The 14875-nt window shown below is 72.6% G+C and carries 12 protein-coding genes and 1 tRNA gene; 7 read left to right on the forward strand and 6 right to left on the reverse strand.

Annotation, left to right across the window (positions count from 1 at the left end; translation table 11 throughout):
• Positions 1–11 precede the first annotated feature (11 nt).
• Together KSE_RS23265 and KSE_RS23270 are read right to left on the reverse strand one after the other, a co-directional pair.
• Positions 12–380 (reverse strand): hypothetical protein, encoded by a 369-nt coding sequence (locus KSE_RS23265; protein ID WP_014137796.1) that lies wholly within the window; start codon positions 378–380, stop codon positions 12–14.
• 318 nt (positions 381–698) lie between these two features.
• Positions 699–783 (reverse strand) — tRNA-Leu (locus KSE_RS23270).
• 350 nt (positions 784–1133) lie between these two features.
• On the opposite strand from KSE_RS23270, the gene KSE_RS23275 reads away from it, so the two are divergent.
• Complete coding sequence (locus tag KSE_RS23275; protein WP_014137797.1) at positions 1134–1907, forward strand: ABC transporter ATP-binding protein; 774 nt, start codon at positions 1134–1136, stop codon at positions 1905–1907.
• Positions 1908–1959: 52 nt separating this feature from the next.
• Complete coding sequence (locus KSE_RS23280) at positions 1960–4521, forward strand: ABC transporter permease (protein WP_014137798.1); 2562 nt, start codon at positions 1960–1962, stop codon at positions 4519–4521.
• 63 nt (positions 4522–4584) lie between these two features.
• Here KSE_RS23280 and KSE_RS23285 read toward each other — a convergent pair whose 3' ends face one another.
• Positions 4585–5112 (reverse strand): peptidylprolyl isomerase, encoded by a 528-nt coding sequence (locus KSE_RS23285; RefSeq protein ID WP_014137799.1) that lies wholly within the window; start codon positions 5110–5112, stop codon positions 4585–4587.
• Positions 5113–5281: 169 nt separating this feature from the next.
• Here KSE_RS23285 and KSE_RS23290 point away from each other — a divergent pair, with 169 nt between their 5' ends.
• Together KSE_RS23290 and KSE_RS23295 are read left to right on the forward strand one after the other, a co-directional pair.
• Positions 5282–6160: a Bax inhibitor-1/YccA family protein gene (locus KSE_RS23290; protein WP_033260152.1), complete on the forward strand. Its 879-nt coding sequence runs from the start codon at positions 5282–5284 to the stop codon at positions 6158–6160.
• A gap of 172 nt (positions 6161–6332) precedes the next feature.
• The gene (locus tag KSE_RS23295; RefSeq protein ID WP_014137801.1) at positions 6333–6674 is read left to right on the forward strand and encodes a hypothetical protein; all 342 of its coding nucleotides are present in this window, start codon (positions 6333–6335) and stop codon (positions 6672–6674) included.
• A gap of 109 nt (positions 6675–6783) precedes the next feature.
• Here the strand turns inward: KSE_RS23295 and KSE_RS23300 are convergent, their stop codons facing one another.
• The 3 genes from KSE_RS23300 to KSE_RS23310 all read right to left on the reverse strand — a co-directional run bounded on the left by KSE_RS23300 (position 6784) and on the right by KSE_RS23310 (position 10455).
• Positions 6784–7737 (reverse strand): hypothetical protein, encoded by a 954-nt coding sequence (locus KSE_RS23300; protein WP_014137802.1) that lies wholly within the window; start codon positions 7735–7737, stop codon positions 6784–6786.
• A 288-nt stretch (positions 7738–8025) separates the two neighbouring features.
• Positions 8026–9297: an acetyl-CoA C-acetyltransferase gene (locus KSE_RS23305; RefSeq protein WP_014137803.1), complete on the reverse strand. Its 1272-nt coding sequence runs from the start codon at positions 9295–9297 to the stop codon at positions 8026–8028.
• A 57-nt stretch (positions 9298–9354) separates the two neighbouring features.
• Complete coding sequence (locus tag KSE_RS23310; RefSeq protein ID WP_014137804.1) at positions 9355–10455, reverse strand: SGNH/GDSL hydrolase family protein; 1101 nt, start codon at positions 10453–10455, stop codon at positions 9355–9357.
• A 268-nt stretch (positions 10456–10723) separates the two neighbouring features.
• Between KSE_RS23310 and KSE_RS23315 the strand changes: the two genes are divergently transcribed.
• From KSE_RS23315 to KSE_RS23325, 3 genes are all read left to right on the forward strand, one after another.
• Positions 10724–12148: a cystathionine beta-synthase gene (locus KSE_RS23315; RefSeq protein ID WP_202523333.1), complete on the forward strand. Its 1425-nt coding sequence runs from the start codon at positions 10724–10726 to the stop codon at positions 12146–12148.
• A 501-nt stretch (positions 12149–12649) separates the two neighbouring features.
• Entirely contained in the window at positions 12650–12976 is a 327-nt protein-coding gene (locus tag KSE_RS23320; RefSeq protein WP_014137806.1) for a hypothetical protein, read from the forward strand.
• Between the two features lie 124 nt (positions 12977–13100).
• Complete coding sequence (locus KSE_RS23325) at positions 13101–14387, forward strand: L,D-transpeptidase (RefSeq protein ID WP_014137807.1); 1287 nt, start codon at positions 13101–13103, stop codon at positions 14385–14387.
• Positions 14388–14875 lie beyond the last annotated feature (488 nt).

Genomic DNA, 14875 nt, shown 5'->3' on the forward strand with positions numbered 1-14875 from the left:
GGGCGGTCCGTTCAGGACGCCAGCGGTGCCGGCGGTGGGTCGCCGTCGGCCTCGGCCGGGCAGAGCTGGGCCAGCCGACGGTTCGCCAGGTCCACGACGTCGCGCAGCGATCCGCCGTCGCTGGGGTGGACCTCGTGCTCGATGGCCGCGACCCGGGCCTCGATCGCCGCGACCCGCTCCAGCGCGCCGGGGGCGGGGCGGGGCGGGACGCCCGGCCGGGCCGGCTCGCCGAAGCAGTCGTCCGCCAGCTCCTCCGCCCGCGCGGCCAGCCGCAGCACCACGCGGCCGCACTTCCACCCGCCGACGCCGAGGGTGGCGAGGACGGTCACCACGCCGCCCCACAGCAGCACGGTGTCCAGCAGCGGGATACCGGTCTCCACGGTCGCTCCTCGCTGCGTGGGGTGCGCCGGGCCTTGCCTTTGGTCCGGCCCGGTGGACAGCACTGGCCTGCCTCGTCCGGCGAGTCCTCGGAGACGATGGCCGAGTCCGTGTTGTCGAACCGCTCGCGCCGCTGGCTCCGCCGGTCTTTTCCCCGTCGTACTCCACCTGGATCGAGGCGGTCTCGTCGGCGGCACTCTCACGTTCCGCGACGCACGCCGTCCCGAGGTAAGGACTCGCGTGCTCCCAAGGCGCTTCCGCACGCGAAGTGCGAGGGCCGTGATTGGGTCATCACCGCAGGTGACGGTGGGTGGGCATGCTGGTGCCCAGAGCCGGACTCGAACCGGCACGGCCTCGCGGCCAAGCAGTTTTAAGCTGCCCGTGTCTGCGTTCCACCATCTGGGCCTGGGGGCTGGCGAACTCACTCCTGAGCCTAGTCGGCCGGGCGAGGGTTTCGCATATTTCCTGGGACGGAAGTTGTCATGCTTCCATGCCATCTGACGAAGCGTCCGGGGTTTCGGCCACGCTCCGGCGGTTCTCGGCCATCCGGAGTCCCGGCCGGCCCTCGGGGGAGGGGTCATCCCGGAGGAGGAGAAGGCGCCCGGGGCCGTACACCTGGCGGCGGTGGGGCAACCGTTCGGCGGAGCGACGTGGGCGGGGGAGGGCGGCCGCGAGGATGGAGTAGCGGTCGGAGGAGCGTTCCGAGCCGGTCGCGCCGTGACGAAACCCCACCCTCCCGGACAGGAGTCCCCACCGTGAGCAGCTCGACCGCGTACGCAGCCCCCACCGGCCTGGCGGCGGCCCGCGCCACCGGCCTGAACAAGGTCTACGGCGAGGGCGAGACCCGCGTCGTGGCGCTGGACGACGTCTCGGTCTCCTTCGGGCGGGGCGAGTTCACCGCCATCATGGGGCCGTCCGGCTCGGGCAAGTCCACGCTGATGCACTGCATGGCCGGGCTGGACGACGTCAGCTCCGGGTCGGCCACCATCGGCGACACCGAGCTGGTCGGGCTGAAGGACAAGCAGCTGACCCGGCTGCGCCGGGACAAGATCGGCTTCATCTTCCAGGCCTTCAACCTGCTGCCGACGCTGACCGCGCTGGAGAACATCACGCTGCCGATGGACATCGCCGGCACCAAGGTCGACCGGGCCTGGCTGGACCGGGTGGTGGAGACCGTCGGCCTGTCCGGTCGGCTCTCGCACCGGCCCGCCCAGCTCTCCGGCGGCCAGCAGCAGCGCGTCGCCTGCGCCCGGGCGCTGGCGAGCAAGCCGGAGATCATCTTCGCCGACGAGCCCACCGGCAACCTGGACTCCCGCTCCGGCGCGGAGATCCTCTCCTTCCTGCGCAACTCGGTGCGCGAACTCGGCCAGACCGTGGTGATGGTGACCCACGACCCGGTGGCCGCCTCGTACGCGGACCGGGTGGTGTTCCTGGCCGACGGCCGGATCGTCGACGAGCTGCACGGCCCGACCGCCGACGGCGTCCTGGACCGGATGCGTCGCTTCGACGCCAAGGGCCGCACCAGCTGACCCCGCGTCAGCCCAGTCGAACCGACCGCATCCACTCCCCGGGACTGACCCCATGTATCGCACCGCACTGCGCAACGTGCTGGCCCACAAGGGCCGCCTCCTGATGACGGTACTGGCCGTGCTGCTCGGCACCGCCTTCGTGGCCGGCACCCTGGTGTTCTCGGACACCATGGGCCAGGCCATGCGCAACAGCTACTCCACCAGCTACTCGGACGTCTCGGTGCTGGTCTCCGCCGACGGCCCGGACGACGGCCCGGCCGACCGGGACGCGCCCCGCCCCGAGAAGGGCGCGCTGACCCAGGAGACCGTCCAGCGGCTGGCCGCGCTGCCCGGCACCGAGCGGGCCCGGGGCGTGGTCTCCGGCTTCACCGGCGTCGCCGACAAGAACGGCAACCTGATCGGCGAGTCCTGGAGCGCCCGCGGCGTCAACTTCGTCCCGGACGCCTCCGGCGCGGACAGCCGCTACCCGATGGCGGACGGCCGCGGGCCGCGCACCGCCGGCGAGGTCGCGCTGAACCGGCAGGCCGCCGACAAGGCCGGCTACCGGGTCGGCGACACCGTCCGGGTGGCCGGCAACGGCGCCGCCCGGGACGCGGTGCTGACCGGCGTCTTCACCACCGACGACCCGCAGGTCACCTCCGGCGGCACCCTGGTGCTGATGGACACCGCCACCGCGCAGCGCGAACTGCTGGAGCCCGGCCGGTTCAGCTCGGTGGTGCTGACCGCCAAGGCCGGCACCGGCGAGCAGGCGCTGCTGGAGCAGGCCCGGGCCGCGGCGCCCGCGGACGGCGTCGAGCTGAAGAGCGGCCAGCAGCTCAAGGACGACCAGGTCAAGATGGTCGACGACTCGGTCTCCACCACCAAGACCATGCTGCTGGTCTTCGCCGGCATCTCGCTGTTCGTCGGCATCTTCATCATCGTCAACACCTTCACCATGCTGATCGCCCAGCGCCTCAAGGAGCTGGCGCTGCTGCGGGCGGTCGGCGCCAGCCGCGGCCAGGTCACCAAGTCGGTGCTGGTCGAGGCGCTCGCGATCGGCGTGATCGCCTCGGTCGGCGGCCTGCTGGCGGGCATCGGCATCGGCGCGGGCCTGCAGTCGCTGCTGCACGCCTTCAACGAGGGGATGCCGACCGGCGCGCTGGTGGTCGCCCCGACCACGGTCGTCGCCACCCTGGTGACCGGCGTGGTGGTCACCGTGCTGTCGGCGCTGCTGCCGGCCGTCCGGGCCTCCCGGATCCCCCCGGTCGCGGCGATGAGCAGCGGCGAGCAGCCCAGCACCCAGCGCGGCCTGGTGATCCGGAACACGATCGGCGTGCTGATCGCCGGCGCCGGCCTGGGCCTGATCCTGGCCGGCGCGAACGGCAAGGGCTCCGGCGCCCAGCACCTGCTGGAGCTGGGCGCCCCGCTCGCGCTGATCGGCGTGTTCGTGCTGCTGCCGCTGCTGTCCCGCCCGGTGATCGCGCTGGTCGGCCCGGTGCTGGCCAAGGTGTTCGGCACCCCCGGCAAGCTGGCCCGGCTGAACGCGGTGCGCAACCCGCGCCGCACCGCCAGCACCGCGGCCGCGCTGACCATCGGCCTGACCCTGGTCACCGCGCTCACCGTGATCGGCAACTCGGTCACCAGCGCGGTCACTTCGATGGTCGCCGGGACGATGAAGGCCGACTACGTGGTCGGCATGGCCAACCACCGCGAGCTGGCCCCCGAGCTGACCGGCCTGGTCGCCAAGGCGCCCGGGGTCAAGGCGGTCAGCCAGGTCGACAACGTCTGGTGGCAGTTCGAGGGCTCCGACAAGGCGAAGGCCATCGAGGGCTACGACGCCGCCGCCTTCGACCAGCTGGTGAACCTGAAGATGACGGAGGGCGCCACCTCGGCCCTCCAGCAGGACCGGATCCTGGTCAACGACGAGTTCGCGACCAGCCACCACCTCTCGGCCGGCTCCACGGTCCGGGCCACCGCGCCCGGCGGCGAGGCCGTGACGCTCACCGTCGGCGGCGTCTTCGAGCGCAACGACGGCGTCTCCCCGGTGGTCGCCTCCAACCGGCTGATCGAGGCGCACGACAAGAGCCCGCTGGTCCAGCAGATCCTGGTGAAGGGCGCCGACGGCGCGACCCCCGCGCTGAAGCAGGCGGTCAAGGACGCCACCGGCCGCAACCCGGTCATCGAGGTCCGCACCACCCAGGACATGGTCAACGAGTTCAACCGGATCATCTCCACCATGCTCAACCTGATGTACGGCCTGCTCGGCATGGCGGTGATCGTCGCCGTCCTCGGCGTGATCAACACGCTGGCCATGTCGGTGTTCGAGCGCAAGCGGGAGATCGGCATGCTGCGGGCGATCGGCCTGGAGCGGCGCGGCATCAAGCGGATGATCCGCCTGGAGTCGGTGGTGATCTCGCTGTTCGGCGCCGCCGTCGGCGTCCTGCTCGGCTGCTTCCTGGCCTGGGCGGCCACCCGCCTGCTGGCCTCCGACCTGAAGGGACTGACCACCGTGATCCCGTACGGCAGCGTGCTCCTCTTCCTCGGCCTCGCCGCGCTGGTCGGCATGGTCGCCGCGCTCTGGCCGGCCCGCCGGGCCTCCCGGATGGACATCCTGAGCAGCATCAAGACCGACTGACCCGGTCGTGACGGAGGCCGCCCGCCCCCGACGAGGGGGCGGGCGGCCTCCGCGCGCCGGGCGTCAGCGGGTCTCGACGACGACCTTCTCGATCACCACGTCCTGCACCGGACGGTCGTTGCGCGGGTTGGTGTCGGTGGTGGCGATCGCGTCCACGACCTTCTGGCTCGCCTCGTCCGCGACCTCGCCGAAGATGGTGTGCTTGCCGGTCAGCCAGGTGGTCGGGCCGACCGTCACGAAGAACTGCGAACCGTTGGTGCCCGGGCCCGCGTTGGCCATCGCCAGCAGGTACGGCTTGGTGAAGGCGAGGTCCGGGTGGAACTCGTCGGCGAACTTGTAGCCCGGGCCGCCGGTGCCGTTGCCCAGCGGGTCGCCGCCCTGGATCATGAAGCCCTCGATGACCCGGTGGAAGACCGTGCCGTCGTAGAGCGGCGCGTTGCTGGGCTGCCCGGTGTTCGGGTCGATCCACTGGCGCTCGCCCGTCGCCAGCTCCACGAAGTTCTTGACCGTCTTGGGCGCGTGGTCCGGGAAGAGCCGGATCACGATGTCGCCCCTGTTGGTCTTCAGGGTGGCGTAGAGTTCCTCGGCCATCGGGGCCGCCTTTCTGGGTATGCGTCAGGTGCGCCACCCACCCTGCCCGGTCGGTGGCCCCCCGCGCAGGCGACACGGGATCATCCTTGGGACCGACGCGGAATACTTTGCCAAACCATTACTCTTGTGCTCTGTGTGGGTGGTGCCGTGCCGCCCCGGAGGGAATGTGATGAGAAGCAGGAACCCGGTCTTCTCGCGGGAGGGGTCCTTCACCCGCGACAACCAGTACGCGGGGTTCGGCACGCAGACGGCCGCCCAGCCCGGTCAGGGGGCGTACGGGAACCCGTACGCGGGCACCAACCCGTACGCGGCCGGAGCGCAGCAACCGCCGCTGACCGACGAGCAGTTGGTCACGATGTACAACTCGCCGTCCGCCGGCCCGGCGCAGACCGGCCGGATGACCATGGACGACGTGGTCGCCCGGACGGCGATGACGCTGCTGACCCTGGTCGCCTTCGGCGCGGTGGCGTGGTTCACCCTGCCGGTGGACAACTTCGGCCCGGCGATCGGCGCGGCCCTGGTCGCCATGGTCATCGGCCTGGTGGTCAGCTTCAAGCGCAGCGTCAACCCCGGCCTGATCCTGGCCTACGCGGCGCTGGAGGGCTTCTTCCTCGGCGCGATCAGCAAGGCGTTCGAGGCGATCCTGCCGGGCATCGCGATCCAGGCCGTGCTGGGCACCTCCGCGGTGTTCGCGGCGACGCTGATCGCCTACAAGAGCGGCCGGATCCGGGTCACCCCCCGGTACACCCGGATCGGTCTCACGATCGCCATGGGCTTCGTGCTGCTGATGCTGGTCAACATGGTCGCCTCGCTGTTCGGTGCCGAGTTCGGCCTGCGCTCGGGCCCGCTGGGCATCGTGGTCGGCCTGGTCGGCATCGCGCTCGGCGCGTTCTTCCTCACCCTCGACTACGCCGAGATCGAGGAGGGCATCCGGCAGGGCGCCCCCGAGAAGGAGGCCTGGCGGGCCGCCTTCGGCCTGACGCTGTCGCTGGTGTGGATCTACCTGGAGATGCTGCGCCTGATCGCGATCCTGCGCGGCGACGACTGACCCCGGCGCTCCGCGCGCACCACGCGGCGGGCCGCGGAGGAACGATCCTCCCCGGCCCGCCGCGGCCGTTCCCGGGCCCTCCCCGGAGCCGGGAACGGCCGCGGGGCGGGCCATGGGGAGGGGGCACGGCGAGGGCGGCGGAGGCCGCCCGGCGCGGCACTAGGCTCGGGGCATGTCCGAGCAGACCACCGCCACCCCCGCGCGGCTCACCGAGGCCGTCGACCGGCTCGCCGACCGCTTCCGGGCGATGCCGCAGAGCCGCCTGCTGGCCGCCGTCCCCGGGCACCCGTCCCGGGCCGCCGCCGCGCTCGACCTGGCCCGCCGGCTGGCCGACGCCGCCCGGGCGCTGGAGGGCCTGCCCGCGCTGCCGGTGCCCGACTGCGGGGCGTTCGCGGTCGGCGACCAGCTCGCCGTCACCGGGCACGACCTGGCGCTCGCCGCGGGCGACGGCCACCCGGCGGAACTGGCCGCCGCGCTCGCCGACCTCGCGGACACCGACCGGCTCACCGCCTGACCGGCCCGGTTCGATCCCGGTCGGGCCGGGAACGCCGACGGGGCGCCGAGCGCACGGGCAACCCCTTGCCGTGCGGTCGGCGCCCCGTCGCGGGAGCCGGGCGAGCCGGTCAGATCGAGGCGACCACCCGGTCGGCGAGCACGTAGACCGTCTCGTCGTCGGTGGAGAAGGTCAGCGAGTACGAGCCGGAGAACCGGGAGCCGCCGAGCAGCCGGACGTCCTCACCGGCCCGGACGGCGTCGATCAGCCGGTATGCGGCCTCCCGGTCGCCGGGCGCGACGCAGAGCGTGGTGCCGTCGGCGAAGGCGTACACGTCCAGGGTGCCGAGCGGGCCCGGGCGGACGTCGGTCAGCGCGATCCGCTCCTCGGCGAGCGCGGCCAGCCGGTCGTCGGTCCACTCGCGGGACGGGGTCGGGCTGGGCACGAAGTCGGGGTGCGAGGGGTGCCGGCGCGGGTCGGGCGCGGCCGCGGGCTCCGCCTCGGCGTCCAGCAGTCCGGCCTCCAGGCCGGTGGCCAGCAGGTCGGCCTCGCGGCGGGCCCGCACGTCGCCGCTGTCACCGGGGGTCGGGAAGCCGGGAGCCGGGAAGCCGGGGCCCTGCGGGCCGGGGAGGCCGCCGCCCTGCGAGGGGTGCGCGGCCCGGGAGCCGCCGGCCGGCGGCTCGTCCGCCGGGCCCTCCTTGATCAGGTCCTCCAGCGCGTGGCGCAGCGCCTCGCCGAACTCCGGGTCCATCACGCCGTTGTTGTCGGCGGCGTCCTGCGGGCCGGTCGGGCGGGGGAAGAAGATCGGCCAGTCCTCGCCGATGGTGGTGAACGGGGTGTCGAACAGCGGCGAGTCCTCGGCGGCGCGCGCCTCCTGCTCGGCCCAGAACGCCCGGGCCTCGGTGATCTCCCGTTCCCGGTCGGCGGCGAGCGCCTCGGCGACGGCGTGGCGTATCAACGCCTCGTCGACCTGCGGGGCGTGCTGCCTGGCGTCCAACTTCCGTGCCAGCAGGCGGAGGTGGAGCAGGACGGCGGCGGTCAGGGCGATCAGTACCAGCAGCAGGGAGAGGAAGACGGCGCTCACGGAACGTACTCCCAACGAGGAGCGGAACGGGGTTACGCCTCCACACTGCCGTATCGGCGGCGGTAACTGCAGTGGCTGATGTCGGATTTGTACGTGACTTTCCTACTTGTCCTCAAATTGTTAGGTAATACCTTTCTACGCTGCGGAGTTGATCCAATCCGGTGCGTCGATCATTCGGTCGCGGAGGGGCGAAAAACGGGCCGGATCGCACCGTCGGTGTGATCCGGCCCTCAATCACGCAGCGTCACTCCGGATGGGTGAGACGCGCGCCACAGTGGTCTGGTCCAGTCAGCTCAGGCGCTCGATCACCATCGCCATGCCCTGTCCGCCGCCCACGCACATGGTCTCCAGGCCGAACTGCTTGTCGTGCCACTGCAGGGAGTTGATCAGCGTGGCGGTGATCCGGGCGCCGGTCATGCCGAACGGGTGGCCGACCGCGATCGCGCCGCCGTTCACGTTCAGCCGGTCCAGGTCGACGCCCAAGTCCCGGTAGGACGGGATGACCTGGGCCGCGAACGCCTCGTTGATCTCCACCAGGTCGATGTCGCCGATCGACAGCCCGGCCCGCCGCAGCGCCTGCCGGGACGCCTCCACCGGGCCGTAGCCCATGATCTCCGGGGAGAGCGCGGAGACGCCGGTGGAGACCACCCGGGCCAGCGGGGTGATGCCCAGCTCGCGCGCCTTGGTGTCCGACGTGACCACCAGCGCGGCCGCGCCGTCGTTCAGCGGGCAGCAGTTACCGGCGGTCACGGTGCCGTCCGGGCGGAACACCGGCTTCAGCCCCGAGACGCCCTCCAGCGTCACGCCCGCGCGCGGGCCGTCGTCCGCGCTCACCACGGTGCCGTCCGGCAGCGTCACCGGGGTGATCTCGCGCTGCCAGAAGCCGGACCGGATCGCCGCCTCCGCCAGGTTCTGCGAGCGCACGCCGAACTCGTCCTGCTCGGCCCGGGTGATCCCCTTCAGCGCCGCCAGGTTCTCCGCGGTCTGGCCCATCGCGATGTACGCGTCCGGCAGCAGGCCGTCCTCGCGCGGGTCGTGCCAGCCCGCCCGTCGCCCACCGCCACCCTCGTTCGAGGCGCTGCGCGCCGCCCCCTCGTTGCCACCGTTCTCCGCCCGGTGCTGGGTGCGCGCCCGCGCCTCGTCGAACAGCGGGTTCATGGTGCCCGGCATGCCGTCCGAGGAGCCGTTCACCGAGCGCGAGACGGTCTCGACGCCCGCCGAGACGAAGACGTCGCCCTCGCCGGCCCGGATCGCGTGCAGCGCCATCCGGGTCGTCTGCAGCGACGAGGAGCAGTAACGGGTGATGGTGGCGCCCGGCAGGTAGTCCATGCCCATCTGCACGGCCACGATCCGGGCCAGGTTGTGGCCCTGCTCGCCGCCCGGCAGGCCGCAGCCCAGCATCAGGTCGTCGATCTGCCGCGGGTCCAGCTCCGGGACCTTCGCCAGCGCGGCGCCGATCACCTGCGCGGTCAGGTCGTCCGGGCGGACGTCCTTGAGCGAGCCCTTGAACGCCCGGCCGATCGGCGAACGGGCGGCGCTGACGATGACGGCTTCGGGCATGGCGGGCTCCTCGCTGGACTGTCTCGGGGCGGTCGGTCGGTGGACCTCCCCGGAAAGTTACCGCTTGGTAGCTCCGGCGTCATCCGCCTCCGGATGTGAGTTGGCCGACCCGGCCGGGCCGGAGCGCTCAGCGGTGTCGACGGCGCCGGCCGGCTGGGCGTCCGCGCCGCGGGGCAGCGCCAGTCGGAAGCGCTGCTTCAGCGTCGCCCACCGCCAGGTGCCGTTCTCCGGGCCCGCCGCCGTCACCTCGGTGCCCGACCGCCCCGCCGCCGCCGCGGCCGCCACCGCCACCGGCAGCACCGCCTGCGGCTCCGCCGCGCCGCCCGCCGCCGACTCCTGCGGCCACAGCCCGAGCGCCGCGCACACCGAGGGCAGCAGCGCCATCGCCGCCGTCGCGTACCCCTGCGCGGACGGGTGGTAGCGGTCCGAGGCGAACAGCTCCGGACGGGTCGCGAACTCCGGGCCCAGCAGCGACCCCAGCGAGACCGTCCGGCCCCCCGCCTCCACCACCGCGATGGTCTGCGCCGCCGCGAGCTGCCGACTCACCCGCCGCGCCACCCAGCGCAGCGGCGGCCGAACCGGCTTGATCGTGCCCAGATCCGGGCAGGTGCCCACCACCACCCGGCAGCCCGCCGAGACCAGCCGACCCACCGCCTCGCCCAGCTCCCGCACGCTCCGGGCCGCCGGGGCGTGCCGGGTCACGTCGTTCGCCCCGACCATCACCACCGCGACGTCCGGCCGGTGCGGCAGCGCCAGCTCCAACTGCCGCGCCAGATCCGACGAGCGCGAACCCGAACGCGCCACGTTCACCAACCGCACCCGACGCTCCGCGACCGACGCCAACCCCGACGCGAGCAGCGCGCCCGGCGTCTCCCGGGCCCGCCGCACCCCGAGCCCGGCCGCCGTCGAATCGCCCAGGAACGCCAGCACCAGCGGCTCCCGCGAGTCCGCCGGGTCGGCGAAACCCTCGCCGTACACCCCGTCCGCGTGCGGCGGGTCCCCGTCCAGCACGCCGATCGCCCGGATCGCCATCCGGCTCTCGGTCAACAGCACCCCCGCCAGACCCACCCCCAGCAGCCCCAGCCCACCACCCCCGTACGCCGCCGCGGTGGCGATCCGCCGCGCCACCCGGGCCCTCGACGCCTGCGAGCCGGCCATCGGCAACCCCCTCTCCACTCCGCACACCGGTACCCCAGTGGTACCCCCGGAGCGCCTCCGCGTACCGGCTCGCCGGGGGAGGACCACCCGGCTGCCGGACGGGGGGCGCCTGCGGCGGGTGGGGAGGGGGTGGGGGGCGCCTGCGGTGGGTGGGTGGGTGGGTGGGTGGGGGCGGTGGCGGGGTGGCGGGTTCTGGGTGGGGTGGTTTCGTGGTGGGGGGTGGGGGCAGGGGGGTGGGGCCTAGGCTGGGGGTTTCGGCACATCAGTGATGCCATCGACCGGGAGGACCCCCGTGCGGTACCACAATTCGATCATCGAGCTGGTCGGCGACACCCCGTTGGTGAAGCTCAACAAGGTCGCCGAGGGGATCAGCGCCACCGTGTTGGCGAAGGTCGAGTACTTCAATCCGGGCGGTTCGGTGAAGGACCGGATCGCGATGCGGATGATCGAGGCGGCGGAGGCGTCCGGGGCGCTCAAGCCCGGGGGCACCATCGTCGAGCCCACCAGCGGGAACACCGGGGTGGGGCTGGCGATCGTGGCCCAGCAGAAGGGCTACAAGTGCATCTTCGTCTGCCCGGACAAGGTGTCCACGGACAAGATCAACACGCTCCGGGCGTACGGCGCCGAGGTCGTGGTCTGCCCGACCGCGGTCGCGCCGGAGCACCCGGACTCGTACTACAACGTCTCGGACCGGCTGGTCCGGGAGACCCCGAACGCGTGGAAGCCGGACCAGTACTCCAACCCGGAGAACCCGGCCTCGCACTACCACTCCACCGGCCCGGAGCTGTGGGAGCAGACCGAGGGGCGGATCACCCACTTCGTGGCGGGCGTCGGCACCGGCGGGACGATCTCGGGGACCGGCAACTACCTGAAGGAGGTCTCCGGCGGGAAGGTCCAGGTCGTCGGGGCGGACCCGGAGGGCTCGGTGTACTCGGGCGGCACCGGGCGGCCGTACCTGGTGGAGGGCGTCGGCGAGGACTTCTGGCCGACCGCGTACGACCGGCAGGTCGCGGACCGGATCGTGGCGGTCTCGGACAAGGACTCGTTCCGGATGACCCGCCGGCTGGCCAAGGAGGAGGGGCTGCTGGTCGGCGGCTCCTGCGGGATGGCCGTGGTGGCGGCGCTGGAGGTGGCCCGCGAGCTGGGGCCGGACGACGTGGTGGTGGTGCTGCTGCCGGACGGTGGCCGCGGCTACCTGTCGAAGATCTTCAACGACGACTGGATGGCCGACTACGGCTTCCTGCCGACCGCGACCGACGAGGCGCACATCGGCGAGGTGCTGGGCCGCAAGGACGCGCTGGAGCACGAGGGCATCCCGCAGTTCGTGCACATGCACCCGAACGAGACGGTGGCCGAGGCGGTCCGGGTGCTGCGGGACTTCGGCGTCTCGCAGATGCCGGTGGTCTCCCAGGGCGCCGGGCACCCGGACATCATGGCCGGCGAGGTGGTCGGCTCGGTGGTCGAGCGGGAACTGCTGGAGGCCCTGTTCAGCGGGCGGATCCAGCTGACCGACAGCCTCGACAGGGTGATGTCCAAGCCGCTGCCGGTGGTCGGTTCCGGCGAGTCGGTGACCAACCTGATGGCGGTGCTGGAGAAGGCCGACGCGGTGGTGGTGCTGGTCGAGGGCAAGCCGCAGGGCATCGTGACCCGGCAGGACCTGCTGGCCTTCCTGACCTCCCGGGCCGGCCACTGAGCCCGTGGCCCACTGAGCCCGCCGGCCCGGTAGCCCGCCGGCCCGGGGCGGGATTCGTCCGTCCGGGTGAAAGCGCGGGGCCCGGGTCGGTTGGTACCCGGACGTCACAACTGCGCATCACCGGGTTAACACGGGCAGGGCATCTTTGAAGCACGGCAGAAAAGCCGAAAGCGGTGGCGAAGGACGACGGGAGCGGCTCCCCGGACTCCGGAACCACCAAGGACACGACCGGTCGGCCCTGACCCGGCCCACCGTGTCCGGTCCGCGGGAGGCGCCGTCGTCCCGCCCCTGTCATCAGGGTGCGGCGGTTCCCGCGGCAGATGTCGCGCCGCGAGGCGCGGCTCCGCGCGGCTCCCGGGTGGGGGTGCCCGCGCGGAGGAGAGCGGGGCCGGTCCGGTTCGTCCGGGCCGGCCCCTCCTCGTGCCGCTCCCGGGTCGTGCCGTCCCCGGCCCCCGGAGCGCTCGTTTCCGGAAGGGTGTGCGAGGCCCTAGGCTCGCTGGCATGACCAGCACCGACCTGCCCGAGCAGGACGCCCCGCGCTACGTTCGCCTCACCATCGAGCTGATCGCCGAGATCACCGACGAGGGGGCCCTGAAGGCCGCCGCGCTCACCCAGGTCTCCGACGACGAGTACCTGGACGACGAGGAGCGGGCCCAGGCCGTCGAGGCCATCGAGGTGGACCCGACCGGCTCGCTCGCCCACTTCGTCGACCCGGTCGCCCTGCTCGGCGACGTCCCCGGCGTGGAGCTTGCCTCCGCGACCTGGGAGTCCGCCAGCACCGACTACGACCCCGACGACGAGAGCTGGGACGAGTACGAGGTGCAGTGACGCCTCCGCCCAGCGGTCGAGAGCCCGGTCCGGTACCCCCGGACCGGGCTTTTGTCCGTTCTGCGCAGCACTTGGGTACTCTCGTACGATCTGCACATAAATGCGTGATCTTGGGACGAGGAGCGTGGTCGTGACCGCAGGGGAGAAGCAGGACCGGCCGCGCGGCGGCAACTGGAGCCGGCGCGGGATGCTCTCCGGGCTGCTGGGCGCTCCGGTGCTGCTGGTCGCGGCCTGTTCGGGCGGCGGGGGCGGCAAGGACGGGTCCGGCGGGTCCGCGGCGGGCTCGGAGCCCGCCGCGTCCGGGGCCTCCGGCTCCCCGTCGACCAGCCCGAGGGCCTCGGTCGCGCAGATCACCGTCACGCCCGCCGACGGCGCCACCGCGGCGCCGTTCACCCAGCCGGTCACCGTCACCGTGCTGGACGGCACGCTGACCTCGGTGACCGTCACCGACGGCACCGGCAAGCGGATAGCGGGGCAGCTCGCCGCCGACGGCGCCAGCTGGACCTCCACCGCGAAGCTCTCCAGCGGCAGCACGTACACCGTCGCGGCCTCGGCCGTGGACAAGGACAAGCGCCCGGCGGACGCCAACGCGAGCTTCTCGACCGCCTCCCCGGCCAACACCTTCGTCGGCTACTTCACCCCCGAGGACGGCTCCACCGTCGGCGTCGGCATGCCGGTGTCGATCAACTTCAACAAGGCGATCACCGACCGGAAGGCCGTCCAGCAGGCGATCACCGTGGTCGCCGACCCGCCGGTGGAGATCGTCGGCCACTGGTTCGACTCCACCCGGCTCGACTTCCGCCCCGAGCAGTACTGGGCGAAGGGCACCCGGGTCACCCTCAAGCTGCGGCTCAAGGACGTGGCCGGCGCCAAGGGCGTGTACGGGACGCAGTCCAAGGACGTCACCTTCACCGTCGGCCGCAGCCAGGTCTCCACCGCCGACCTCAGGGCCGACACCCTCACCGTCCGCACCGACGGGCAGGTCACCGCCACCTACCCGGTGATCGGCGGCGCCCCCGAACACCGCACCTGGGGCGGGAAGCTGGTGATCTCCGAGAAGTACCAGCAGACCCGGATGAACTCCAGCACGGTCGGCCTCGGCAGCGAGTACGACATCCCGGACGTGCCGCACGCGCAGCGGCTGACCACCTCGGGCACCTTCATCCACGGCAACTACTGGTCGCCCGCCTCGCAGTTCGGCAACGACAACACCAGCCACGGCTGCATCGCGCTCCAGGACGTGCAGGGCGGGAACGACCCGACCACCAGCGCGGCGAAGTTCTACGCGAGCTCGATGGTCGGCGACGTGGTCGAGGTGGTCAACTCCGGTGACCGCACGGTGAATCCGGGCAACGGCCTGAACGGCTGGAACATGGCCTGGGCGGACTGGGTGGCGGGGAGCGCCGTCTGACCCGGCCGCGGGCGGTCCGGGGGCCGGGCCCGAACCGGATCCGGTTCGGGCACGGAACGGCAGGGGGGATGTGAGAGCCGTCTAAACGAATGGTAAAAATATTCGCGTGCGGGGGGACGCGCCATTGTGCTGAGCTTGCCTCCGCGGCAGGGCCGACCGGGCCCGAACCGCCTCCAGTAGCAGGAGCCAAGCCATCAACAGCGCCATTCGCCGCCGTTCCGTCCGCGCGGCCATAGCCGTCACCACCGGAGCCGTCCTGATCGGCGGCGGCGTCGCCGCCTGCGGCACCGTCGAGCAGCTGACCACCGGCCAGAAGGTCCAGAAGGCGTTCGACCGGATCGGCGAGGCCAAGTCCGTCAAGGTCGACCTCTCGCTGGACGCCACCGCCGAGCAGCTGGTCGCCTTCGGCAAGGCCGCGGACGACCCGATCGACCGGAAGGCCGCCGACCTCCTCTCCGACCTCTCGCTCTCCCTGACCGTCGGCTTCG

Origin of the sequence: Kitasatospora setae KM-6054, assembly GCF_000269985.1 — a bacterium.
Taxonomy (GTDB): Bacteria; Actinomycetota; Actinomycetes; order Streptomycetales; family Streptomycetaceae; genus Kitasatospora; species Kitasatospora setae.

Coding starts and splice junctions, on each gene's coding strand:
- KSE_RS23290 (WP_033260152.1), top strand. CDS start 5,282: ATGAGAAGCAGGAACCCGGTCTTCTCGCGGGAGGGGTCCTTCACCCGC.
- KSE_RS23320 (WP_014137806.1), top strand. CDS start 12,650: ATGACCAGCACCGACCTGCCCGAGCAGGACGCCCCGCGCTACGTTCGC.
- KSE_RS23285 (WP_014137799.1), bottom strand. CDS start 5,112: ATGGCCGAGGAACTCTACGCCACCCTGAAGACCAACAGGGGCGACATC.
- KSE_RS23280 (WP_014137798.1), top strand. CDS start 1,960: ATGTATCGCACCGCACTGCGCAACGTGCTGGCCCACAAGGGCCGCCTC.
- KSE_RS23315 (WP_202523333.1), top strand. CDS start 10,724: ATGCCATCGACCGGGAGGACCCCCGTGCGGTACCACAATTCGATCATC.
- KSE_RS23305 (WP_014137803.1), bottom strand. CDS start 9,297: ATGCCCGAAGCCGTCATCGTCAGCGCCGCCCGTTCGCCGATCGGCCGG.
- KSE_RS23310 (WP_014137804.1), bottom strand. CDS start 10,455: ATGGCCGGCTCGCAGGCGTCGAGGGCCCGGGTGGCGCGGCGGATCGCC.
- KSE_RS23295 (WP_014137801.1), top strand. CDS start 6,333: ATGTCCGAGCAGACCACCGCCACCCCCGCGCGGCTCACCGAGGCCGTC.